At 70.1% G+C, this 21,215-nt stretch carries 23 protein-coding genes and 1 pseudogene; 6 read left to right on the forward strand and 18 right to left on the reverse strand.

Translation table 11 applies throughout. The features are described 5' to 3' along the window. The first annotated feature begins 47 nt into the window (after positions 1 to 47). Positions 48 to 902 (forward strand): nitroreductase/quinone reductase family protein, encoded by an 855-nt coding sequence (locus KM933_RS03670; protein WP_221348296.1) that lies wholly within the window; start codon positions 48 to 50, stop codon positions 900 to 902. Positions 903 to 1,005: 103 nt separating this feature from the next. On the opposite strand, the pseudogene KM933_RS03675 reads toward KM933_RS03670, so the two are convergent. The 4 genes and pseudogenes from KM933_RS03675 to KM933_RS03690 all read right to left on the reverse strand — a co-directional run. Then, a pseudogene (locus KM933_RS03675) lies at positions 1,006 to 3,243 on the reverse strand (HelD family protein); the annotation flags it as partial. Positions 3,244 to 3,333: 90 nt separating this feature from the next. Next, positions 3,334 to 3,954: a TetR/AcrR family transcriptional regulator gene (locus KM933_RS03680; protein ID WP_221348380.1), complete on the reverse strand. Its 621-nt coding sequence runs from the start codon at positions 3,952 to 3,954 to the stop codon at positions 3,334 to 3,336. 196 nt (positions 3,955 to 4,150) lie between these two features. Continuing rightward, complete coding sequence (locus tag KM933_RS03685; protein ID WP_260333019.1) at positions 4,151 to 6,292, reverse strand: aminoglycoside phosphotransferase family protein; 2,142 nt, start codon at positions 6,290 to 6,292, stop codon at positions 4,151 to 4,153. Between the two features lie 209 nt (positions 6,293 to 6,501). Continuing rightward, positions 6,502 to 7,389: a GntR family transcriptional regulator gene (locus tag KM933_RS03690; protein ID WP_221348298.1), complete on the reverse strand. Its 888-nt coding sequence runs from the start codon at positions 7,387 to 7,389 to the stop codon at positions 6,502 to 6,504. Between the two features lie 174 nt (positions 7,390 to 7,563). Between KM933_RS03690 and KM933_RS38950 the strand changes: the two genes are divergently transcribed. Continuing rightward, positions 7,564 to 7,686: a hypothetical protein gene (locus KM933_RS38950; RefSeq protein WP_260332985.1), complete on the forward strand. Its 123-nt coding sequence runs from the start codon at positions 7,564 to 7,566 to the stop codon at positions 7,684 to 7,686. 88 nt (positions 7,687 to 7,774) lie between these two features. Here KM933_RS38950 and KM933_RS03695 read toward each other — a convergent pair whose 3' ends face one another. From KM933_RS03695 to KM933_RS03705, 3 genes are all read right to left on the reverse strand, one after another. Beyond that, the gene (locus KM933_RS03695) at positions 7,775 to 8,857 is read right to left on the reverse strand and encodes a phosphotransferase (RefSeq protein WP_221348299.1); all 1,083 of its coding nucleotides are present in this window, start codon (positions 8,855 to 8,857) and stop codon (positions 7,775 to 7,777) included. A gap of 138 nt (positions 8,858 to 8,995) precedes the next feature. Beyond that, positions 8,996 to 9,784 (reverse strand): HAD family hydrolase, encoded by a 789-nt coding sequence (locus KM933_RS03700; RefSeq protein ID WP_430727270.1) that lies wholly within the window; start codon positions 9,782 to 9,784, stop codon positions 8,996 to 8,998. After that, the gene (locus KM933_RS03705) at positions 9,784 to 10,665 is read right to left on the reverse strand and encodes a winged helix-turn-helix domain-containing protein (protein ID WP_221348301.1); all 882 of its coding nucleotides are present in this window, start codon (positions 10,663 to 10,665) and stop codon (positions 9,784 to 9,786) included. Before KM933_RS03705 ends, KM933_RS03700 begins: the two co-directional genes overlap by 1 nt. A gap of 251 nt (positions 10,666 to 10,916) precedes the next feature. Here KM933_RS03705 and KM933_RS03710 point away from each other — a divergent pair, with 251 nt between their 5' ends. Then, positions 10,917 to 11,105 carry a hypothetical protein gene (locus tag KM933_RS03710; protein ID WP_221348302.1) on the forward strand — a complete coding sequence of 63 codons (189 nt, stop codon included), beginning with the start codon at positions 10,917 to 10,919 and terminating at the stop codon, positions 11,103 to 11,105. 120 nt (positions 11,106 to 11,225) lie between these two features. Here KM933_RS03710 and KM933_RS03715 read toward each other — a convergent pair whose 3' ends face one another. Next, complete coding sequence (locus KM933_RS03715; protein WP_221348381.1) at positions 11,226 to 12,077, reverse strand: winged helix-turn-helix domain-containing protein; 852 nt, start codon at positions 12,075 to 12,077, stop codon at positions 11,226 to 11,228. 268 nt (positions 12,078 to 12,345) lie between these two features. Between KM933_RS03715 and KM933_RS03720 the strand changes: the two genes are divergently transcribed. Beyond that, positions 12,346 to 12,531: a hypothetical protein gene (locus KM933_RS03720; RefSeq protein ID WP_221348303.1), complete on the forward strand. Its 186-nt coding sequence runs from the start codon at positions 12,346 to 12,348 to the stop codon at positions 12,529 to 12,531. Positions 12,532 to 12,761: 230 nt separating this feature from the next. Here the strand turns inward: KM933_RS03720 and KM933_RS03725 are convergent, their stop codons facing one another. Together KM933_RS03725 and KM933_RS03730 are read right to left on the reverse strand one after the other, a co-directional pair. Beyond that, positions 12,762 to 14,018 (reverse strand): GNAT family N-acetyltransferase, encoded by a 1,257-nt coding sequence (locus KM933_RS03725; RefSeq protein ID WP_221348304.1) that lies wholly within the window; start codon positions 14,016 to 14,018, stop codon positions 12,762 to 12,764. 112 nt (positions 14,019 to 14,130) lie between these two features. After that, positions 14,131 to 14,784 (reverse strand): RsiG family protein, encoded by a 654-nt coding sequence (locus KM933_RS03730; RefSeq protein WP_221348305.1) that lies wholly within the window; start codon positions 14,782 to 14,784, stop codon positions 14,131 to 14,133. A 173-nt stretch (positions 14,785 to 14,957) separates the two neighbouring features. Here KM933_RS03730 and dtd point away from each other — a divergent pair, with 173 nt between their 5' ends. Continuing rightward, entirely contained in the window at positions 14,958 to 15,383 is a 426-nt protein-coding gene (gene dtd, locus KM933_RS03735; RefSeq protein WP_221348306.1) for a D-aminoacyl-tRNA deacylase, read from the forward strand. A 50-nt stretch (positions 15,384 to 15,433) separates the two neighbouring features. Here dtd and ygfZ read toward each other — a convergent pair whose 3' ends face one another. The 3 genes from ygfZ to KM933_RS03750 all read right to left on the reverse strand — a co-directional run bounded on the left by ygfZ (position 15,434) and on the right by KM933_RS03750 (position 17,607). Continuing rightward, the gene (gene ygfZ / locus KM933_RS03740) at positions 15,434 to 16,414 is read right to left on the reverse strand and encodes a CAF17-like 4Fe-4S cluster assembly/insertion protein YgfZ (protein WP_221348307.1); all 981 of its coding nucleotides are present in this window, start codon (positions 16,412 to 16,414) and stop codon (positions 15,434 to 15,436) included. Between the two features lie 34 nt (positions 16,415 to 16,448). Further along, on the reverse strand, positions 16,449 to 16,919 hold the full coding sequence (locus tag KM933_RS03745) for a Fur family transcriptional regulator (protein ID WP_260333022.1): 471 nt from the start codon (positions 16,917 to 16,919) through the stop codon (positions 16,449 to 16,451). A gap of 112 nt (positions 16,920 to 17,031) precedes the next feature. Further along, positions 17,032 to 17,607, reverse strand: a complete 576-nt coding sequence (locus KM933_RS03750; protein WP_221348308.1) for a heme-binding beta-barrel domain-containing protein — start codon at positions 17,605 to 17,607, stop codon at positions 17,032 to 17,034. Between the two features lie 290 nt (positions 17,608 to 17,897). On the opposite strand from KM933_RS03750, the gene KM933_RS03755 reads away from it, so the two are divergent. Beyond that, positions 17,898 to 18,260 (forward strand): DsrE family protein, encoded by a 363-nt coding sequence (locus KM933_RS03755; RefSeq protein WP_221348309.1) that lies wholly within the window; start codon positions 17,898 to 17,900, stop codon positions 18,258 to 18,260. Between the two features lie 48 nt (positions 18,261 to 18,308). Here the strand turns inward: KM933_RS03755 and KM933_RS03760 are convergent, their stop codons facing one another. The 5 genes from KM933_RS03760 to KM933_RS03775 form a co-directional block, all read right to left on the reverse strand. After that, positions 18,309 to 18,569, reverse strand: a complete 261-nt coding sequence (locus tag KM933_RS03760) for a DUF3099 domain-containing protein (protein WP_221348310.1) — start codon at positions 18,567 to 18,569, stop codon at positions 18,309 to 18,311. A gap of 127 nt (positions 18,570 to 18,696) precedes the next feature. Continuing rightward, a complete protein-coding gene (locus tag KM933_RS03765; RefSeq protein WP_221348311.1) occupies positions 18,697 to 18,984 on the reverse strand; it encodes a DUF1416 domain-containing protein in 288 nt (95 codons plus the stop codon). 30 nt (positions 18,985 to 19,014) lie between these two features. Then, the gene (locus tag KM933_RS03770) at positions 19,015 to 19,854 is read right to left on the reverse strand and encodes a sulfurtransferase (protein WP_221348312.1); all 840 of its coding nucleotides are present in this window, start codon (positions 19,852 to 19,854) and stop codon (positions 19,015 to 19,017) included. 191 nt (positions 19,855 to 20,045) lie between these two features. Beyond that, positions 20,046 to 20,153, reverse strand: a complete 108-nt coding sequence (locus KM933_RS40525) for a putative leader peptide (RefSeq protein WP_430727271.1) — start codon at positions 20,151 to 20,153, stop codon at positions 20,046 to 20,048. Positions 20,154 to 20,389: 236 nt separating this feature from the next. Continuing rightward, on the reverse strand, positions 20,390 to 21,151 hold the full coding sequence (locus KM933_RS03775) for an LmeA family phospholipid-binding protein (RefSeq protein WP_221348313.1): 762 nt from the start codon (positions 21,149 to 21,151) through the stop codon (positions 20,390 to 20,392). Positions 21,152 to 21,215: the final 64 nt, after the last annotated feature.

Below are 21,215 nucleotides of genomic sequence, written 5' to 3' on the forward strand. Positions count from 1 at the left end.
GATACCGCATGCCCTTTTTCAGAAATTCACGGAGCAGAAGGAAGAGAATGCCCAACGACTTCAATCAGCAGGTCATCGAAGAATTCCGAGCCAATGACGGGAAGGTCGGCGGTTATTTCGAGGGCGCCCGGCTGCTCCTGCTCACCACCACGGGGGCCCGTTCCGGTGAGCGGCACACCACCCCGGTCGGCTACTACCCCGACGGGGACGGCCGGGTACTGGTGATCGCCTCCGCCGGTGGTGCGCCGAAGCATCCGGACTGGTTCCACAACCTCGTCGCCCACCCCCAAGTGACGGTCGAGACAGGAGTGTTCACCTACGAGGCGAAGGCCGAGGTCCTGAAGGGGGCCGCGCGCGACGACGCCTTCGCCCGCGCAGTCGAGGCCGACTCCGGCTGGTCGGAGTACCAGGCCGGGACCAGCCGTGTGATTCCGGTGGTCGCCCTCCACGAGATCGCGACCGACGGGCCACCGAACGTCGACGCGTCCTCGATGGGCCAGTACGTCAAGGCGGTCCACGACGCCTTCCGCCGCGAACTCGGACTGGTACGCCGGGAGATCGGCGAGTCGGGCGCCACCCTGGGAGCCCAGCTCCGCATCAACTGCCTGACCTTCTGCCAGGGTCTGCACAACCACCACACCGGCGAGGACATCGCCATGTTCCCTTTCCTGGCCGACCGCCACCCGGAACTCGGTCCGGCCCTGGACCGCCTCCGCGAGGAACACGTGCGCATCGCCGCCCTGACCGCGGAGCTGAAGGAGGTCGTCGGCGGGGAGTCGGCGGACCCCCGGCACGTACGCGAGGAGGTCGAGCGCCTCGCCACCGCGCTGGAGGCACACCTGACGTACGAGGAGGAGCAGCTGATCCCCGTACTCGACGTGCCGTTCGGGGCCGCCCACTAGGGATGCCCGCCGTCCGTCGGCGGACGGTGGACGGCGGACCGGCCCGCACCCCGCACCCCGCACCCCGCACCCCGCACCCGGAGAGGGAGGGCGTGCGGGCCGGTCACCCGAAGGGCAGCGGCCGCGCGTGGACGACGTCCAGTCTGGACACCGCCCGCGTCAGCACGACGTACAGCAGGTGCAGCCCGCGTCCTCCCCCGTTCCGCCCGCCCCCTCCCCCCTCCGCGATGGCCGCGGGCTCCACGGCGACGACGTGGTCGTACTCCAGGCCCTTCGCGATGCCCGCCCCCAGCACCGTGACCCGGGCGCCCGGTTCGTCCACGCCGGCGACCTCGATCCCCTCCGCACCGAGCGCCTCCCGCACCCGTACGACGTCCGGGTCGGCCGCGATGACGCCCACGGACCCCTCGTACGTGAGCGCGCGGCGGACCGCCCCGGCCGTCTCGCGCAGCACGTCGTCCGTGCGGCGGATCCGCAGCGTGCCGTCCTTCCGCAGGGACCGGCCCGGCGGTACCTCCACGTCCAGCCGGGCCAGCACCCGGTTCGCCAGTTCGACCACCGCTGCGGGCACCCGGAACCCGGTGGTCAACGGCACCACCGACGCCTCGGGCTTCCCCAGGTGCGCGAGCAGCCCGCCCCAGTCCCGCGCGGCCCACGGCGTGGTCCCCTGGGCGAGGTCGCCGAGGACCGTGACCGATCCGAAGGCGGCGCGCCGGCCGATCGCCCGGCACTCCATCGGCGACAGGTCCTGGGCCTCGTCGACGACCAGGTGGCCGTATCCGGCCGGGTGCTCGATCAGCCCGGCGACCTCGTCGAGCAGCACGAGATCGGCCGCGGACCACCGGGCGGACCTCCACGACCGGGGCGGTCGCGTCCACAGGAGCGCCTTCCGCTCGTCCGCGTCCAGCACCCCGTCCGCCGCCGCGGCCAGTGCGGCCGGATCGGTGAGCAGCTCCGCCACGACCTCCTCCGGCCGGGCCCCGGGCCACACGGCGTCGACGTACGCGCCGACGGGCCTCGCCCGCGAGATCTTCTGCGACCAGGCGTTCGTCCGGGGCCCGGCCCGCCGTTCGGCCCGCTCCCGCACGTACCGCACGACCCGGGTACGTACGCGCTCACGCCCGACGGCGTACGGCGGCTCCTCCGCCCGTACGTCCGCCACGATCCGCGCGAGCACCGCGGCGGGCACCCGCCAGCGGTACGAACCGTCGGGCACGGCGAGGTCGCCGTCCACGGCGGACGGATCCACCCGGGCGTACAGGGCGCGCCGCAGCACCTGCGCCATGCGGGCGTCGTGCTTGACGACGGCGGAGCGTTCCTCATCCCCGCCCCCTCCGGGGAGTTTTCCGGCGATCCCGATCGTGTCCGCGATCTCGGCCCCGATCGTCGACTGCCGTACGCCGGTCTCGCCGAGCGCGGGAAGCACCTCCGCGATGTAGGAGAGGAAGGTCGGGTTCGGCCCGAGGATGAGCAGTCCGCCGCGCCGGATGCGCTGCGGATGGGTGTAGAGCAGGTACGCGGCCCGGTGCAGTCCGACGGCCGTCTTGCCGGTGCCGGGGGCACCCTGCACGCATACGGACACGTCGAGGCCGGCCCGTACGAGATCGTCCTGGTCCGGCTGGATGGTCGCGGCGATGTCACGCATCGGGCCGATCCGGGGCCGCTCGATCTCGCCCGCGAGGATACGGCTCCCCGCGCCGGCCGCGCCGGCCGTGTCGCCCGCGCCGGTCCCGCCGACCTCGCCAGAGGGCCGGGGGCGCTCGTCCCCGAGAGGCACGTCCCCGAGGCGTTCGTCCTCCAGCCCCGTGAGGTCGGTCGGCTCCCCCCGGCTCCCCGGCGCCCAGCCGNACGTCCCCGAGGCGTTCGTCCTCCAGCCCCGTGAGGTCGGTCGGCTCCCCCCGGCTCCCCGGCGCCCAGCCGAATCTGCGCCGCACGTCCACACCCTGTGGATCGCGGGCGCTCGCCTGGTAGAAGGCGCGCGAGACGGGGGCGCGCCAGTCGACGACGAGGGGCGGTGCCGCGGGCTGCTCGCTGATCCTCCGCCGGCCGATGTGATAGCTCTGCCCGGCGTGGTCCCCGGCGGCCCGCCCCTCCTTCCGGAAGTCCAGCCGACCGAAGAACAGGGGTCCTTCGGGAAGTTCCCGCATCTCTTCGGCCCGGCCGCGGAGCCGGCGGCCGAGCACTTCGGCGTCGGCACCGGACGCGGACACGTCCTCTCCGCCGACGACGTGTTCCTGCGCCCCCTCGACCATCGCGGCGAGGACGGCACGGCAGAGGTCGTGGTAGTCGCGTTCGTGGCGCAGGGCGGCGGAGGCGGAGGCGGGGACGACGGGTGGGACAGCGGGTGGGTCCCCGGACGGGACAGCGGGCGAAGGGTCGGCTGGCGTCATTCGATCCAGCGTACGCGAATAACGCAACCAAGTTACATCTATTACTCTGTTGCGTACTCCGGCAGTCCTCCTCCCAGTCTCGCGAAGGCGCGCTCGGACGCGGCGAAGGCGTCCTGCCGCACCTTCGCGACGTCCTCGCCCCCCGCGATCCGGCGCCAGTTGTCCATGGCGAGGATCCGCTGCACGGCGACGACCTGGCCGGCGGCGAGCCGTGCGTCGAGGCCGCCCCCGAGCGCGGCGGCGAGGGCGGCCTCGGACCGCTCCAGGTACTCGTGGAGCCGCGCCACCAGGGACGGGGTCCCGTAGAGCAACCGGTGGAAGGCGAGAACGTGCGGATCGTCGCTGATCCCGGTGACGGGGTCGCCCCGCTCGATCCCGGCGAGGTGGTGCAGCCGCAGGGCGTCCATCACGGACTGTCCGGGCGGGCGCTCCCCGACCACCCGGGCGGCCTCGGTCTCGTGGTCGGCGAACCGGTACAGGACGAGGTCCTCCTTGGAGGAGAAGTACCGGAAGAGGGTCGGTTTGGAGATCTCGGCCGCGGCGGCGACCTCCGCGACGGAGACCTTCTCGAACCCCTTCTCCAGGAAGAGCGAGATGGCGATGTCGGAGACATCGCGGTACATCCGGAGCTTCTTGCGCTCACGCAGCCCCATGGCGCCCATGGCGCCTGCGGCACCCACAGCGCCCACGGCGCCCCCCGTGTCTCTCGCGCCGGACGCGCCACGCGCACCGGCGGCGTCCGTCGCACCCGTCTCACCCATGCCCCGAGCCTAGCCATCTTCCGGACCCCCGCCCTCCCTCCGACGGCGGCGGGAATTCGGCCAGGGGCGGGGCAGCACCCGCCCTCGTCCCGCCCTCTCACCTGCCGACGGACAGTCCTGCCTGTCCGGTGGAGCCATGGTCTCCGTCCGGCAGCGCGCGGGCGAGGTAGGGCGACAGTTCGCGTGGTGAGAGGCCGAGCGAGCCCTTGGCCGCCCGTAGGGTCATCCCGTACGAGTTGACGGCTCGGCTGACGTTGGGGGCGTCGAGACTTGCCCCTGTGACCATGCGGTCGAGGTCCACGTAGGCGGAGCGGATGTTCTCCATCCACCGGTAGAGAAGCCAGTCCCGTTCCCAGTCCTTCGTGTGAGTGGGCGGCAGCAGGCGGCTCCAGCGCAGGAACATGCGGGCACGGATCTCAGGCCGTGTCGGTGTGAGGTGCAGGTGCCTGACCAGGTCGTACAGGGGATCGCCGACCATCGCCATCTCCCAGTCGATCAGGACGAGAGCCGAAGTGTCGTTGCACCGCACGAGATTCCAGGGGTTCAGATCGCCGTGCAGGAGCGCCGACCGTCGGGGGGTCATCCGGTGGCGGGCCAGGATCTCCCGCAGACGCCGTGTGTTCGGAAGCCCGAGCACACCGGCCAGTTGCTGCGTCTCCCTGGGCAGTTCGTCCACCAGACGCACGAGCAGCTCCCTGAACCAGTCGAAGAAGCAGACGGTGTCGGCGCTCGGGTCCAAGGATCCGTAGTCCACGTCGACGAGGGCCCGGAGCTGGTCGACCAGTCCGTCCGCCTCGTGCGGCAGCAGACCGTGCACCGGGTGGTCGGGGGCCCGCCCGGTGTCATGCGGTCCGACGTACGTGTGGATCGCAAAGGGATCCTCGGTGTGACTGGTTCCCAGGGCCAGCACCCGTGGCGCCGCCACGGCCGCCCCGGACTCCTCTATGGCGCGCAGCACCGCGTGCTCACTGAGAAATGTGGGCTCCCGACGGCTGACCGCCGCAACCTTGCGCCGCACCATGACAGGGAAATCGACATCAGGTACCCGCACCACCGTGTTGAGGTGCGCCGTACCCTTGAACACACGGCCCGCCGGTGCGGCCCCCTCCTCCCTCAGCACCGCCGGAACGGCGGTGTGCGGAAAGTCCGGCACTTCCCGCAATCGTTCGTCGGGGTGCCAGCCGATGGCGGTGGCCGCCCGGCACGGGGCGCGCCATTCGCCCCGGGACAGCTGCCATCGGTGCAGAACCCGCTCGATCTCGGCTTCGTCCGGCACACTGACGAGCCTCAGCGGTACGGCAGCCGCCTCCAGAGCACGACGCACCGCCTGCGTCGCCATCCACAGGTACTTCTGGTCGAGTGAAACCTCAAGGGACTTCGCAGCACGCATCACATCCGGATACAGGGACTGCGCCCGTTCGAAGTCGACATAATGGCGCAGATCCTTGGCGAGGCCGGCCGCTTCCGCAGGCTTGACTCCGTGCACGGCGTTCGCCCACGCGTCGACGACCTCGTCCCGCTGGCTTTCCGGATAGCGCATGCGGACCAGATGCGTCGCGAGATCATGCAGAGGATCGCCGTACGTCGCAAGCTCCCAGTCGACACAGATGAGGGGAGGCTCACCGCGATAGGTCATGATGACGTTGTCGCGGTGCAGATCCGTGTGGAGCAGGCTGTACGGGCGCCGGGTCATCGCCGGCACTCGGTCCGCCAGGCGCACCAAGGCGTCCTCCGGGACACCGAGAGCGGTGAACAGACCACCGAACTCCGGCCAGTTGGCCCGGCGGATCTGCTGATCGGCAAGATGCGCCAGTGTACGCAAGAATCCCTGGCTGTCCTTGTTGCTGCGCGGCCAGACGTCCGGAAGCTTCGGCAGCGCTTCCCTGCGCACGCGGGACATCTGCGCCAGCAGACCCGTCATCGCCTGGACCAGTATGTCGTCCACACGTTTGCCGTTCGGGCACGTGACGGAAAGCGGAACACCTTCCACGTAGCTGTGCACGGCCGTGCCGGCGCGACTCCACAGACAGCGCGGCACATGCGGCAGCGTGCCCTCGACGGCATTGAGGATGTCCGCCTCCCGCCACGTCCTGACCACCACCGGCAGAACTTCGGGCCGGGGCATCCGCACCGTCACGGAAGTGCCCGGATCGCAGTCCATGTGCCGCGCCATGGCCTCGGTCAGCGGCAACACATAGTTCCGGTTGTGATGACCGCCGCTCATCATGCCGTCTTGCATCGCCTGCCGCACGAAGGCGTCGTACACGGCGTTGGCGATACGTCGGTCCCTGGGAACGGGCCCGGGCCAAGAGGACGCGCCCACTGGCCGCTCCCGGATGTAAAAGGTGAGCGACACCTTAACCGGCTTCTCGATCACCCACATTCAAAGATCGGAAGCCGATGATCACGATGAGGTAACAGGAGTGCACGGAATGCATGAAGTGGTCATCAGGGCCACTCTTCCGCGTGCGCAAGCCGGTCCCAGATCGAGTCGAACCATGACTGCATGCTCCCGACGAAAGCCGTACCCGGGGAGTTCGGGTCATCGTCCTTCTCGTAGTGCGTCAGCGTCGCTCCGATGCCCAGGACGTCCAACGCGACAATCTCCGACTCGTCGTCCAACTCGATGGTCCGCTCGATCACCGCGTACGGCCCGTGCAGGACCTCTTTCCCGTTGAGGAGATAGAGCTTGAAGGTCGGCACCAGGGGGACGTGACGGATCTCGACCTCGACCGTCGGCACCAGACCGTCGTTGCGCAGATCCCGCAGCGCCCGCTTCAGCAGAGTGGAATGCCGCTTGGTGATGTCGTGCAAGCGGTGCCGGAGGCGAAGGTCACCGGGGTCGTCCTTGGCTCTCGGGTAAGGCAATTCCAGCTCCTTGGACGGCAGCAACATACGCAGGGAAATCCGCTCGGGAGCGATTTCCTGGTCCCGTATCCGGTCCGCCTGCAAGCGGATGTGGGCGTCCAGGGACTCCGACGTCAGGGTGTAGACGTCCAGGGTCACCACGGGTGCCTCTTCGAAGGCGTCGTTGATGAACGACCGCAGCGTCACCGCCTGCACGGGGCGCGTCCCCCTCGTCCCGGAGGAGTGGATCCGCTGCACCTTCACCACTCTCCACCCGCTGCCCTGACGGCTCTCGATCCATCCTTCATGGCGCAGCGCCTTCAGAGCCCGTCGCACCGTGTCCCGCGAGACCTTCAGCTCTCGCGCCAGAGCACGCTCGGGCGCCATCAGAGTCCCCAACGGATAGACACCGTCGGCCATGCGGGCTCTCAGTTCGTCCGTGACCCTCTCGAACTCCCGGCCGCCGTCTGCAACTCCCTCTCTACTCACAATTGGCCCGTACCGCTCTCGGACAGCTGGCAAACCAATTTCAGTCAAGTAGACGACTTGACCATCCCACCGGTTAAGGGATCTCCACGAGTGGGGACATCCAGTCCAAGTCAACCAGTCCAATTGGTTGGCAAGTTGGCCGCTTCACTCAGAGCGGCAGGGGGGATGGGACACATGTCCCTTGAACTACTGTGGGGCGCCGTCCTCGGCGCTGCCCTGGCACCACCGATGGAGTGGGCGTTCCAGGTCCTGTCGAAACGGCTCCGCAACCGGCGCTCCCGGGCGGCTGCGGAGTAGCGCAGCCGTCCTTGGCCAGAGGCACCCGCTCCGCTCCGGGTGGTTCGGCGGATCCAAGGACACCGGTACCGGGTCACTGAAAGACATCTCAGGTACGTGTGCGGGCGTCCCGCCAGCGCAGCAGCGCCGCCTCGGTCGCCAGCGGGTCCGGGACAGGCTCCAGGCCCAGTGGTTCGGCGGCCGCGCTGAGCACTTTCCACACCTTCCGCGCGGCGGGACTCAGTCGGCGGCGCTCGAACCGTCCCTCCACATCGAGGGAGCGCGAGGCCCTGATGACGTCGGTGAAGGCGGACTGTGCCTTCTTGAAGTCGAGCAGACGCGGCAGGTCGTCCCTCCAGCTCTCCGAACTGCCCGGCCTGACCTCCTCCACCACCCGGCACCACCGCTGGATCAGTTGCCGTTCCTGCACGACCGGGTACCGCATCAGGTACACGTGCGTGGCGAGGTCGTAGAGCGGATCGCCGAACATCGCCAGTTCCCAGTCGATGACCCAGAGCTTTCCGTCCGGATCGACGACGAGGTTTTCCCGGTGCAGGTCGGCGTGGAGGAGACAGAAGGGTCTGCGCCGCAGACCCTTCACCCGTTCCCGCAGGTACTCGAAGGCTTCGGGCTGAAGGCCGAGGTCGGCGAACAGGTCCTTGTAGTCGCTCAGGTTCTGCTCGTACACCTGCGTCTGCACGAAGCGGACGAGACCTTCGAGGAAACCCGCGCTGTCCCCCTCTTCCGCCCGGTCCTCCGGTCGGCAGATCCGTTCCACCGGCAGGCTGGACGCGGTGACGGCGGCCAACTGACGGAAGAGTCCGGGTATCTGGTCGAACAGCGCGTCGGGGACGGTCCTGTTCGACGGATGCAGCGCACTCAGCGTCGAACCCTCGACGAACCGCTGGAGATCCACACCGCTCACCCGGGCGACCTCGGGAATGACGTCGATGCGCTTCTGCAGGTCGTAGAGCAACCTCTCCTCCGACTCGAAGCAGCGGCGGTCGAACCACAGCAGCTTCTCGCGCGGCTCGCGGCACTTCCATCGGCCCGCAAGGCCGGCTCCCGCCTCGGCCGGCAGCGGGAAGACGTACGTCTGGTGGTGATAGCCGCTCAAGGGGCCCTCGACCGCGTCCAGGGCGGAGCGCACGGAGGCGACACGGAGCGGAGGAGGGGGAGTCTCGGACGCCATCGCTCCCTTTCTTCCTGGGACCGGTTGCAAGCAACTGGGGGCACGCTACTTCTCCGGAGGTCCGCCACACGCCAGAACCGTTTCTTCTGGTCCATCTCATCACTCCGTGCGAACCCTCGGACTTTCGCACCCGAGCGGTCACGGGAGATGTCGTACGACGCCGAGCACCGGTTCGAGTGACCGCACCACCACGTCCGCCCCCGCCTTGCGCAGGTCCTCCTCCTTGTCCCCGTTGCGCGCGTAGCCGAGGAAGGGGACGCCGGCCTCGCGGGCCGCGACGAGGTCCGTGGGGGAGTCGCCGATCATCAGGGCCGACACGGGGGCGGCGCCCAGGGCGCCGAGGGCGCGGTTCAGGCAGTAGGGGTCGGGCTTGAGCCGGTCGAGGTCCCGGGTGCGGCCGTAGACGTGCGGCGCGAAGCAGTCCGCCAGGCCCCGGTCCTCCAGGTAGGCCGTCGCCGTGCGGGACGAGTTGTTCGTCGCCACGGCCAGCCGGGCCCCCACCGCGCTCCAGGTGCGTATCAGCGGGTCCGCGTACTCCGTCGGCCAGGCGGAGGGCGCCGCCTTGAGCTCCTGCTGGGTGAGGCGCTCCTCCAGCTCGCTCACCAGGTCGCTGCGCGGACGGCGGCGGTCGACCGCGTACAGGACGGCCATCGGATCCGGGTGGACGCGCTCCTCCTCGGTCAGCAGTCCGCGCAGGCCCCGCCGGGCGAGCCATTCCACCAGGTCCTTGGCGACGGCCTCCGCGGAATGGCCGGCGAACAGCCGGCAGACGGGGCCGTCGAAGTCGAAGAGCACGAACCGCGCCCCCTCGACCAGGCCCCGCAGCCGCCCGGTGTCCTCTGTCGTCCGTTCGGTCCGTTCGGTCCGCTCGGTCCGCTCGGTCCGCTCGGCTGTCGTCCGTCCGGTCTGTGTCGTGTCACTGGTCACTAGGAGAGTGTCAGGTCCGTGGTGATGGTTTCCCAGAGGCCGTCGAACCACTTCTGCGACTGCTCGACGAAGGCGGCGTCACGCTGACCCGCCCGCTCCTCGAAGGAGAAGAGGAGGGAGGCGGAGCCCAGCGCGTCGTACATGTCCAGCGTGCCGCCGTCGCCGGTCTCCTCTCGCCTCATGATCATGTAGTACGCGATCAGGGCCTCGGTGCCGTTGAGCAGGTAGAGCTTCATCGGCGGGGTGAAGGGAAGCGCCCGGAACGAGACCCGGACGTCGATGCCGTGGGACGTGCGCAGGGACTTCAGGTTGTGGCGCAGTACGTGGCCCTGGGCGTTGCGCATCTCCAGCCAGCGCCGGTGGACCGGATCCTCGCCGTCCTCCCGCGCCTCCACCGAGACGGGAAAGGCGAGGTTGATGTCCCGGGAGGGAAGCAGGAGGCGGACGTCGATCGACTCGGGGCTCAGTCTGCCCTCGTGTATCAGGCGGACCGGCTCTCCCAGGGCCAGCATCAACGTCTCGGCGGTCAGGCACGCGGCGTCGATGCGGACGTGCCGTGCCCCGAACGCCTCCACCAGCCGCGGCGCCAGTCCCACCATCGTCGGCCGGGGCCCGCCGGCGGTCGGGGCCGCCTCCGCGATCCGCGGTGGGCTCCCCTTGCTGATGTTGCTGAGCAGGCCGTCCTCCTGGAGCGCGCGCAGGGCCTGGCGGACCGTGCCGCGCTCCACGCCGAACTCCTCGGCGAGTTCGGCCTGGGTGGGCAGGCGGTCGCCGGCGCGCAGGTCACCCGCGCGGATGCGGTCCCGCAGGCTGTCGGCGATCTCCTGCGGCGAGAGCTTTCTGCTGCCGTTCACGGCCACGTTCTCCTGAGTCACGACCAAACGCTACAACTTTGGTCCATCTTACGGGGGTTGTTCAAAAGTTGTTTGCAACTGGCTGCCAACCGGGGATAAGTTAAGCATAGTTGGTTGCCAACTTGGTGAAGATGGCGGAACCGCCGCCTCCTCTCACCGGCAGTTGGCAGACAGAAAGGCTCCGCCATCGCACCGCAGCCCGACGGCACCCCGCCCCTCCGCCGTCCGCACCCCTCCGTACCCGCCCGCACCACCCCGTATCCGAAGGAGGAACCACCATGCCCGCCCTAGCCCTCCTCTCCGCCCTCTTCGTCGTCGGCTTCGAGCAGTTCATCGAATGGCGCTACGGCCCGAGCGGCGTCGTGGGACTGCTGCTGCTCACCGTGGGCCTCAAGGTCGGGAGCCCCACCTGCAGCTCCGTCGGAGCCGTCGTCCTCGCCCTCATGTTCGCGGGATCGGCCCGGTGACCTGCGGGAACCGGCCACCCCGCCGCACGTCCCGCACACACCGCGCACGCCGCATGTCCCGCACCCGCGGCACCCGCGGCACCCGCGGCACCCGCCCGGTCGTGCGTCCCGTGGGAGATCTCAGCCCGTGAGCACCAGCTCCGAGCTGATGGTCTCCCACAGTGAGTTGAACCACAGGTGCGACTGCTCCACGAACGTCGTGGCGCGCAGCCCCTCGCCCTGCTCGAAGGCGAACAGCATCGACCGCGTCCCCTCCGTGTCGTACGTCTCCGGGTACTCCTGGTCGGACTCCCCGCCGCGCCGCTTCAGCGTGTAGTACGCGAAGAGCGCCTCCGCCCCGTTGAGCAGGTACAACTTCACCGGCGGGGTGAACGGCAGGGCGCGGAACGTGATGTGCACGTCGATGCCGTGTGTCGCCCGCAGGGCCAGCAGGTTGTGCCTGAGCACCTGCCCCTGGGCGTTGCGCTGGGCCAGCCAGCGCCGCTGCACCCGGTCGTCGTCCTCCGCCGCGTCCACCGCAGCCGGGAAGGCGAGATCGATGTCGCGCGACGGCAGGAGGACGCGGACGTCGATCCTGGCCGGTTTCGTTCGGCCCTCGTGGACGAGGCGCAGGGGTTCGCCCATCGCGAGCGTCAGGGAGACGGCCGTCAGACACAGGGCGTCGATCTCCACGTGCGGTACCGAGAAGGCGGCCGTGATGCGCGAGGCCAGCGCCACCATCGTGGGCTGCGGCGGGGCCGCCGGTCCGGTCAGCGCCCGGTCCACGTCCTCGGCGACGGTCGCCGGGCTCCCCTTGGACACGTTCGACAGCAGGTTCTCCGACTGCAGGATGCGCAGCGCCTGCCGTACGGTCCCGCGCTCTACCCCGAACTCGTCGGCCAGCCTGGCCTGGGTGGGCATACGTGCTCCCGCCCGCAGCTCGCCCGACAAGATCCGGCTGCGCAGCTGGTCGGCCACTTCCCGGTGCGACATCTGGGGCCGCTGTGACCTCTTCCGCCCGTTGACGGCGGCGTGTTCCGGGTCCACAGCCGAACCCTACAACTTCGCGCCATCTTTGGGCAGTTGCCGAGAAGGTGGTTATGAGACGCATCCAGGAGGAGATAACTTCATTTAAGTTGGTTACCAACTTGAGCAACGTGGTCAGAAAACCGGGGGGTTGGCCACCAGAGTCGCAACCGTCGACCAGGTGGATCGGTCCCAGCGGGGGTTCGCCTCCCCGCCGTCCCGAAGGAGGGACCGTATGCCGCTCATCGCCATCGTCGTCGCCGCCCTCGCCATCGGTCTGGAGCAGTTGCTCCAGGTGAAGTACGGGGTGATGGGTGTCGTCGCCTTCGTCGCACTCGCCATCGGCATCAAGGCCAGGAACTCTGTGATCGGCGGCATCGGGGCAGTGATCCTCGCGGTGCTGCTCACCCAGTCCGGCTGATCGGACCACTGCGTCCGACACAGTCCGGCCGACCGGGTTCCCTTCCGGAGGGGAGCCGGGAGCCCGGTCGGTCCGCACCACCGCACCACCGCGAACCGGTCCGCCGGCCGCGGAAGCACGGCAACGACAACTGAAGAGCTACGGATGAAGAGCAGCGCAGCAGCACGAGTCGCCGGTACCGGACGGGAGGAAAACCCGGCGCACACGGGGTCCGAGGGGGACCCCGGCAATCAGAAGACGTCCGGGCACCACGGTCGCCGGGACGTCCGCAGCAGGGCGTCGGCCAGGAGGCCGGCGCCCGCTCGTTCCTCCCGGACCCGCCCCAGCGCCACGAGCCGGACGGCGGACTCGTCACCGAGCCACAGCGAGCTCAATTCGGCGACGCCGAGCACGAGTTCGGCGTCCTCCGTGGTCCGGGTGCAGCTCACACCTTCGGGTGACGCGTCCAGCCGGTACCGTCCCCCGGCGAGTCCGTCCCCGTCGGCCACCTCCAGGACGAGGGCGCCCGTCGCCCCGTACGTACGGGCCTCCAGCGCCGCGACGACGTCCAGGATCCGCACCCACAGCCAGTCGGCCTGCGAGGTGATCCGCGCCGCGCGCGGGTCCGGCAGCAGCTGCGGCAGCAGGTCGTCGGGGGCCCGCCGGCCGGTCCTGACGCCCGTCACCCAGTCGATCGAGCAGACGTACCGCCACAGGGCGCGCTCCGCGGCCGGGGACACGGCGATCAGGTCCTTGACCCGCGCGGTGTCGAGCGGCTGCTTGGCGTCCCCCCAGTGGTCGTCCACGGTGTACGTGAGCAGACCCTCGACCTCTCCGCGCGCAGTGCGGTGGACGGCGTGGAAGGGCTCCGTCCACGCGCCCCGGTCCCAGGCCGGCGCGCCGGTGGCGAGCCGCCACCACCGCTCGCCGCGGTCGGTCGCGCCCGGCTGGGCCCGCCGGAACCGCTCGTACAGCTCCGGCCCGGTCTTCCGCACCTCGTCGCCGTCCACGAGGTCGATGCGGCCGCCGTCCTCGGGCCCCGCCCAGCGGGGGTCGAGCCCCGCCCTCGGTACGTCGACCGTCCACTCGGCGAGCGTCGTGGCGGCCCCGAACCCGTACCGCCCGTAGATCGGGTACTCCGCGGCGATCAGCGTCGCCACGACGTCGCCGCGCTCCTTCGCCGCCGCCAGGTCCCGGGTCATCATCCGCGTCAGGACGCCCCGCCGGCGGTGGGTCGCGGTCACGCTGACGTTCGTGACCGCGTCGGCCCGCACGGCCGCACCGCCCACCGCCGTGATCTCCTGCGGAAAGGACCGGAAGGTCCCCACGCACCGCCCGCCGTCGAACGCCCCCAGCGTCCGCCCGGGCACGAGGTACGTGCCGCGGTCCTCGGCCTCGGCCTCCGACACGCTCGGTGGCCGCAGGAAACCTGTGTTCATTGCACGGATCCACGCCGGGATCTCGTCGGCGTGGACAGGGCGTATGTCGATGTCATGGCGCGTGTTCATGCGCCCACGCTAGGGACCCGCGCCGGAGGTGTCGTGCGGTTTTCCCGCGCCGTGGAGGCTCCGCACCACGTCAGGGGCGCGGGAACCGGGCGGACCCGCCGCACGGGGCCGCCTACATGAGCAGGTCGTCGACCTGGGCCTCGCCCTCGCGGTACCGGCGGGCGATCTCCGCGCTGCAGTCGTCGGCCGTGCGCTGCAACCGCTGCCGCCGCCGTGAGACCTGCTGCTCGTACCCGACGAGCCGTCCCATCGCGGTGTTCAGCTCCAGGTCCGTACGCGCCTGGAGGTCCGACAGCTCGACCTCGGCGAGCATGTCGGCGGCCAGCCGCCGGTACTGCTCGCTGTGCGGCATCCCCACGGTCACGTGCCGTGCCGACGAGCGGTGCCTGGCGGGCGCGTCCGTCAGGATCTCCGGCAGCCGCGTGACGACGGACGCGGACCCGGCGGCCGGGGTCCCCCGGTCGTCGGCCGGGCCCTCACCGGAGCCGGCACGCCGCTCCAGCTCGGCCCGCAGGATGTCGATCCGCCCCTGCAGCAGCCGCCGCACGTAACTCAGGTCGGCCTCGTCCCGCTGTGCCTCCCTGCGCAGGGTGCGCAGCTCGGGCAGGAGCAGGACGCCCAGATCGGGCACGTGCTCCGGCATCGGACTGTCCGTTCGCTGAGTGGGCGGTCGCATCGGCGCGGGTGACGGCGGCAACGGCGACGGCGGCTCCCCCCGCGTCAGTGGAACAAACCCGGAAGACTGCCCCGTACTCGGTGTGCTCATGTGCCTCAACCGTCCCCTCGACCGGCGCGTGGGAGCATCGTGTCACCCCAAGTGGCCGCTATGTGACCGAGTGCCCCTGATCGGCCCCGGATGGCCGGTTGGGGAGCAATCGGAAAGACCCCGTACGGAGACCGTCCGGACGCACGGTGTGGACGCACGGCATGATGGTCCGCATGCGTGCGGTGGTGCAGAGGGTGGACGGCGCGAGCGTCGTCGTGGACGGCGAGACGGTCGGCTCGATCAGCGGCGAAGGGCTGTGCGTCCTCGTCGGGGTGACCCACGAGGACACGAAGGAGAAGGCGGCCCAGCTGGCCCGCAAGCTCTGGTCGCTCCGGATGCTGACGGACGAGAGGTCGTGCTCGGACGTCGACGCGCCGCTGCTCGTCGTCAGCCAGTTCACCCTCTACGGGGACGCCCGCAAGGGCCGGCGCCCCACCTGGAACGCGGCGGCCCCGGGCGCGGTGGCCGAGCCCCTCGTGGACGAGGTGGTGGCGCACCTGCGGTCGCTGGGCGCGACGGTGGCCACGGGCCGGTTCGGCGCGAAGATGCGCGTCTCGTTGACGAACGACGGCCCGTTCACGGTGCTCGTCGAGATGTGAGCCGGTGTACGGGCACGGTCCGTCCGGCCCGGCCCGTACCCGTGAGCGCCCTACGGCTCGACCACGACCTCCTGGGCCGCGGCCGTCGTGTCGGCCATCAGGTGGGCGTCCACGGGGACGTTCCGCTTGACGAGGCCGAGGGCGATCGGGCCGAGCTCGTGGTGCCGTACGGACGTCGTGACGAAGCCGATCTTCCGTCCCTCGGGGCCCTCGTCCGCGAGGCGCAGCTCCGCGCCGTGCGGCGGCAGATGGACCTCGCTGCCGTCCAGGTGCAGGAAGACGAGCCTGCGCGGCGGCTTGCCCAGGTTCTGGACGCGGGCGACGGTCTCCTGGCCGCGGTAGCAGCCCTTCTGCAGGTGCACCGCGCTGCCGATCCAGCCCAGCTCGTGCGGGATGGTGCGGTGGTCGGTCTCGAAGCCGAGCCGCGGCCGGTGCTGTTCGACACGCAGCGCCTCGTACGCGAGCAGTCCGGCCGCGGGACCGTGCCCGGTGGCGTCCTCGTCCCGCGCGAACGCCTCCAGGTCCGCGCGCGGCAGGAAGAGGTCCCGCCCGTACGACGTCTCGCGCACGACGACGCCCTCGGGGACCTCGGCGATGGAGCCCGCCGGCAGGTGCACGACCGCGAACTCGCCGGTCCGGTCGGTGACCTCGACGCGGTAGAAGAACTTCATCGACTCCAGGTACGCGATCAGCGCGTCCTGCGTGCCGGGCTCGACGTGGGCCCAGGTCGTCGCCCCGTCGTCGACGAGGTACAGCGCGTGCTCGACGTGGCCGTGCGGGGAGAGGATCAGCGCCTCGGTGGCCTGCCCGACGGGCAGGTCGCTGACGTGCTGGGTGAGCAGCAGGTGCAACCAGCTGAGCCGGTCCCCGCCGGTGACGGCGACGACCCCGCGGTGCGAGAGGTCCACGAAACCGGTGCCGTCGGCGAGGGCGCGCTGCTCGCGGAACAGGTCTCCGTAGTGCGCGGCCACGCCTTCGTCCGCTCCCTCGGCGGGGACGGCACCGGGCAGGGACAGCAAAGGGCTCTTCATATCCACACAGCCTACGACCGAGCGAGGGCCGATTTTATTTCTCGGACCCGTCGGACCCTTCGGACCCTTCAGGCCGCTTGGTCCTCTCGGACCTCTTGGCCGTCTCGGCCTCCGGGCCGGCCGCGCAGTCGCCGCAGCTGCCGAAGATCGCGAAGTGCTTCATGTCGGTGACGAAGCCGAAGGTCTCACGGAGCTTGGCGGTGAAGTCTGCGGCGATCTCGACGTCCGCCTCGATGACGTTCGTGCAGTCGCGGCAGACCAGGTGGAGGTGATGGTGCCGGTCCGCGAGGTGGTACGTGGGCGCGCCGTGCCCCAGGTGCGCGTGCGAGACCAGCCCGAGCTCCTCCAGGAGCTCCAGGGTCCGGTACACCGTGGAGATGTTGACCCCCGACGCCGTCTTCCTCACTTCCCCTAGGATGTCGTCGGGAGTCGCGTGCTCCAGGGTGTCCACCGCTTCGAGCACGAGCTGCCGCTGGGGCGTCAGCCGGTAGCCGCGCTGCCGCAGATCGCTCTTCCAGTCCGTACCGGTGCCGGCTCCGGTGCCGGCTCCGGTGCGGTTGCTGGTTCCCGTGCCTTCGGTGCTGCTTCCAGTGCTCACCACACCGGAAAGTCTAGGACTACTTGAAGAAAGCGATCCCGTCGTCCGGCATGTCGTCCGGGAGGGCCTTCGCCCAGCGCTCCACGTCCTCGGGGCTGACGACCTTCTTGAGCTGGGCCGACATGTACGGGCGCAGCGGGATCTCGGGGGTCTGCTTCTCGCCGACCCACATGAGGTCGCTCTTCACATAGCCGTACAGGCGCTTGCCGCCGCTGTACGGGCCCGAGGCGGCCGTGCGGGCGACGGCGTCCGTGACCAGGTCGATCTGCGGCTTCTTGGCGGCCAGGTCGCCGTACCAGACCTCGACGACGCCGTCGTCGCGGACCATCACGACCTCGACCTTGCGGTCCTTGTCGATGCGCCAGAAGCCGGACTCGGACTCCAGCGGGCGCACCTTGTTGCCCTCGGAGTCGAGGACCCAGGTGTGCGAGTGGTACTCCAGGAAGTCCCGCCCGTCGTGGGTGAAGCTGACTTCCTGGCCGAAGTTGCACTTCTCGTCGCCGGGGAAGTCGTGGACGCCCGCGCCGGCCCACCGCCCGAGCAGGAAGACGAGGGGGACGAGGTCCTTGTGCAGGTCGGACGGGATCTCGATCATGAGGTCGGCAGTTCCTTGATGGGGGTCAGCGCTGGCCCTGGTACAGCTTCTTCACGGCGAGCCCGGTGAAGGCGAGCACGCCGACGCAGACCAGGATCAGCAGAACTTCGAAGAAGTACTCAAGCACGGGGTGCTCCTCGGGTGACGCGGTGGTGGGCGGTACAGAGCCGCTCCCCACTGTAGTCGGGACGGGACCGGCCCTCTCCCCGAGGTCCGCAGGTCGGCAGGTCGGCAGGTCGCGACCTCGCGAGGTCGGCAGGTCGCGAGGTCGCGTTGACTACGATGCGGCCATGGCGAAGAAGCTCTTGATCAAGGTGACCGCCGGGGCCGACGCGCCCGAGCGCTGCTCGCAGGCATTCACGGTGGCGGCGGTCGCCGTCGCCAGCGGGGTGGAGGTCTCGCTCTGGCTGACCGGGGAGTCCGCGTGGTTCGCGCTGCCGGGCCGCGCCGGGGAGTTCGAGCTGCCGCACGCGGCGCCGCTGTCCGACCTGCTCGAATCGGTCCTGGCCGGCGGCCGGCTCACCCTCTGCACGCAGTGCGCGGCCCGCCGCGGCATCGGGGAGAAGGACGTCGTCGAGGGCGTACGGATCGCCGGGGCGCAGGTCTTCGTCCAGGAGGCCATGGCGGACGACACCCAGGCGCTCGTCTACTGAGCCCTCGTCTACTGGGCCCTCGTGTGCTGAGCCCCGCCGCGGACGCCGCTACCGCCGTCGCTTCCTGCCGTCCAGCTCGTCCCACCACTCGTCGGAGCCCGCGTCGCCCGACGGTGCGTCCCACCAGCGGTCGTCGGGACCCCGGCGGTTGGCCGTGATCGCCGCGAGCGGCGGGATCACCATCGCCACGACGCACATGCCGACGGCCACCGGGACCGACCAGAGCCGTACGACCGACCAGGCCAGCACGAACAGCCCGACGCACGTCCCCATCATGGCGAAGTAGAGGTGCCGCCTCCGCGCGTACATACGTCCAGCGTAGGGCGCCGCGCCCCGGATCCGGGCGAGCCGAAGGGCCGCACCCCGTACCGGAAAGCGTCCAACCCCCGGGGGTGCGGCCCTTCGGCCGTTCATACGGTGCGAACCGCCGGACGGTTCAGATGGCGATGGCCACCTCGGCCAGGCCACCCGTCCGGGCGACGACCGTGCGGTCGGCCGTACCGCCGGGAACGAGGGCGCGAACGGTCCACCTGCCCTCGGCCGCGTAGAAACGGAACTGCCCGGTCGCCGAGGTCGGGACCTCGGCGGTGAACTCACCCGTCGAGTCCAGGAGGCGGACGTAGCCCACCACCGGCTCGCCGTCCCTGGTCACGTGGCCCTGGATGGTGGTCTCACCGGGCTTGATCGTCGAGGCGTCGGGGCCGCCGGCCTTCGCTCCACACATGTTTCGTTCCCGTCCTTGGGGCCGTAGGGGTTACTTGCCGGAGCCGAGCTCGATCGGCACGCCGACGAGGGAGCCGTACTCGGTCCACGAGCCGTCGTAGTTCTTGACGTTCTCGACGCCGAGCAGCTCGTGCAGCACGAACCAGGTCAGCGCGGAGCGCTCACCGATGCGGCACAGGGCGATGGTGTCCTTCGACAGGTCGACCTGCTCGTCCTCGTAGAGGGCCTTCAGCTCCTCGTCGGACTTGAAGGTGCCGTCGTCGTTGGCGTTCTTCGACCACGGGATGTTGCGCGAGGTCGGCACGTGGCCGGGGCGCTGCGACTGCTCCTGCGGCAGGTGCGCGGGGGCGAGCAGCTTGCCGCTGAACTCGTCGGGCGACCGGACGTCGACGATGTTCAGGTTGCCGATCGCGGCGACGACGTCGTCGCGGAAGGCGCGGATCGCCTTGTTCTGCGGCTTGGCCCTGTACTCGGTCCTCGGGCGGGTCGGGACCTCCTCGACCAGGTCGCGGGAGTCGAGCTCCCACTTCTTGCGGCCGCCGTCGAGCAGCTTGACGTTCTCGTGGCCGTACAGCTTGAAGTACCAGTAGGCGTAGGACGCGAACCAGTTGTTGTTGCCGCCGTAGAGCACGACGAGGGTGTCGTTGGCGATGCCCTTCTCCGACAGGAGCTTCTCGAAGCCCTCCTGGTCGATGAAGTCACGGCGGACCGGGTCCTGGAGGTCCTTGGTCCAGTCGATCCGGATGGCGTTCCGGATGTGGTTCTTGTCGTACGCGGACGTGTCCTCGTCGACCTCGACGACGGCCACGTCCGGGTCGTCCAGGTGCTCCTGGACCCAGTCTGCGTCTACCAGGACGTCACTACGGCTCATGCTCGTTCTCCTCCGGGGCAGGTGCGGCGGGGCGGTGCGTCGGTGCGGGGTGCGGGTGCGGAAGGCGGGTGCGAGGTGCGGGTACGCGGTACGCGGGCGGCGGTCGTCGCCGCTCGGCGCGCACGTGGCGCGGGGGCGGCCCTGACAGGAAGGTCGAAGGGCCCGGCTCGCGGAAGGACGGATGTCCCCGCTCAGAAAGTGCGACAGAGCATGGCGGCGACGCGGCACAGGTCCACTGCCCGCCGCTTCGTGAGGTCCGCCTGTCCCCCGGGTCGGAGGACGCTCAATTTGCCCTGCATGGTGTCGATCGTAAGGAGGGGCGGGCGGGCGTGTCACCGGCATGTCGGATCGTGAGACACGATCGTCCGCAATGTGGGACACGAGCCGGGGGTGGAGGGCCGGCGACCAGACATCACGCGCCCTCCGGGCCCCGCGGGCACCGGTACGCCGCTTGCGCATCTACGGTGCGGACGGACCGTCTCGCCTTTCGGACGGCCGCCGCATGGTCGCCGATGCCCGCCGTCGGGCGGGGCTCCTACCCGGCGAGGTCGACGTCCGAACCCTTCACGTCGATGTCGACGCCCTTGTCGGCGGCCCGGACCCTGTCGAGCTCGATACCGCCCGGCAGTCCGTCGACGACCTGCTTGATGTCGGTGATCGTGCGGACCTTGTCCTCGGCGAGCTGCACGCCCAGGTTGGGCAGGGAGTCCGCCTGCACCTCGACGGTGTCGCCCTTGACGCTGACCGAGCTGAGCACGGAGACCGGCTGGGGGAGCTTCCGGCCGAGCACGGTGGCCTCCACCTCGACCTTGATCTTGCCGTTGCCGCCGTCGGAGAGGCCGACCACCTGGGCGGTGACGCCGGTCGCGACCTCCACGGGCTCGGCCTTGGCCGCCTTGAGGAGCTCGGCGTAGGAGATCGTCGCCGTGCCGGTGGCGGAGGCGGCCTTCGCCGAGCTGAAGCCGTTGGAGAACGCGACGCCCCGCATATGGGCGGTGAGGTCGTCGATGAGGATCTTGTCGGGCGTGTTGCCGGCGTCCGTGCCGGTCGTGGCGCCGCTCGTGTCGGCCTCGTAGTCCTTGATGCCGACCTCGACCTCGTCCAGTTCACCGCCGGCGACCTGGGTGAGGAAGGGGAAGCCCTTGATCGACACATTCGGGGTGGTGGTCAGGCCCTCGTTGGTCCTCAGCCTGTCCGCCGTCTCGTCCTCGGCGAAGCCGACGGCCACGCGGTCGGCGATGACGAAGAGTCCACCCAGGACGACGGTCACGATCAGAAGTATTCGCAGTGCTCGCATGTCTCCGTGTTCCCCACCTCGGCGGTCCTCTGTGCGCGAGGGTAACCCGGGGCGGGGGTTCCGG

The sequence above is a fragment of the Streptomyces beigongshangae genome (assembly GCF_019710745.1).
Classification (GTDB): Bacteria; Actinomycetota; Actinomycetes; order Streptomycetales; family Streptomycetaceae; genus Streptomyces; species Streptomyces beigongshangae.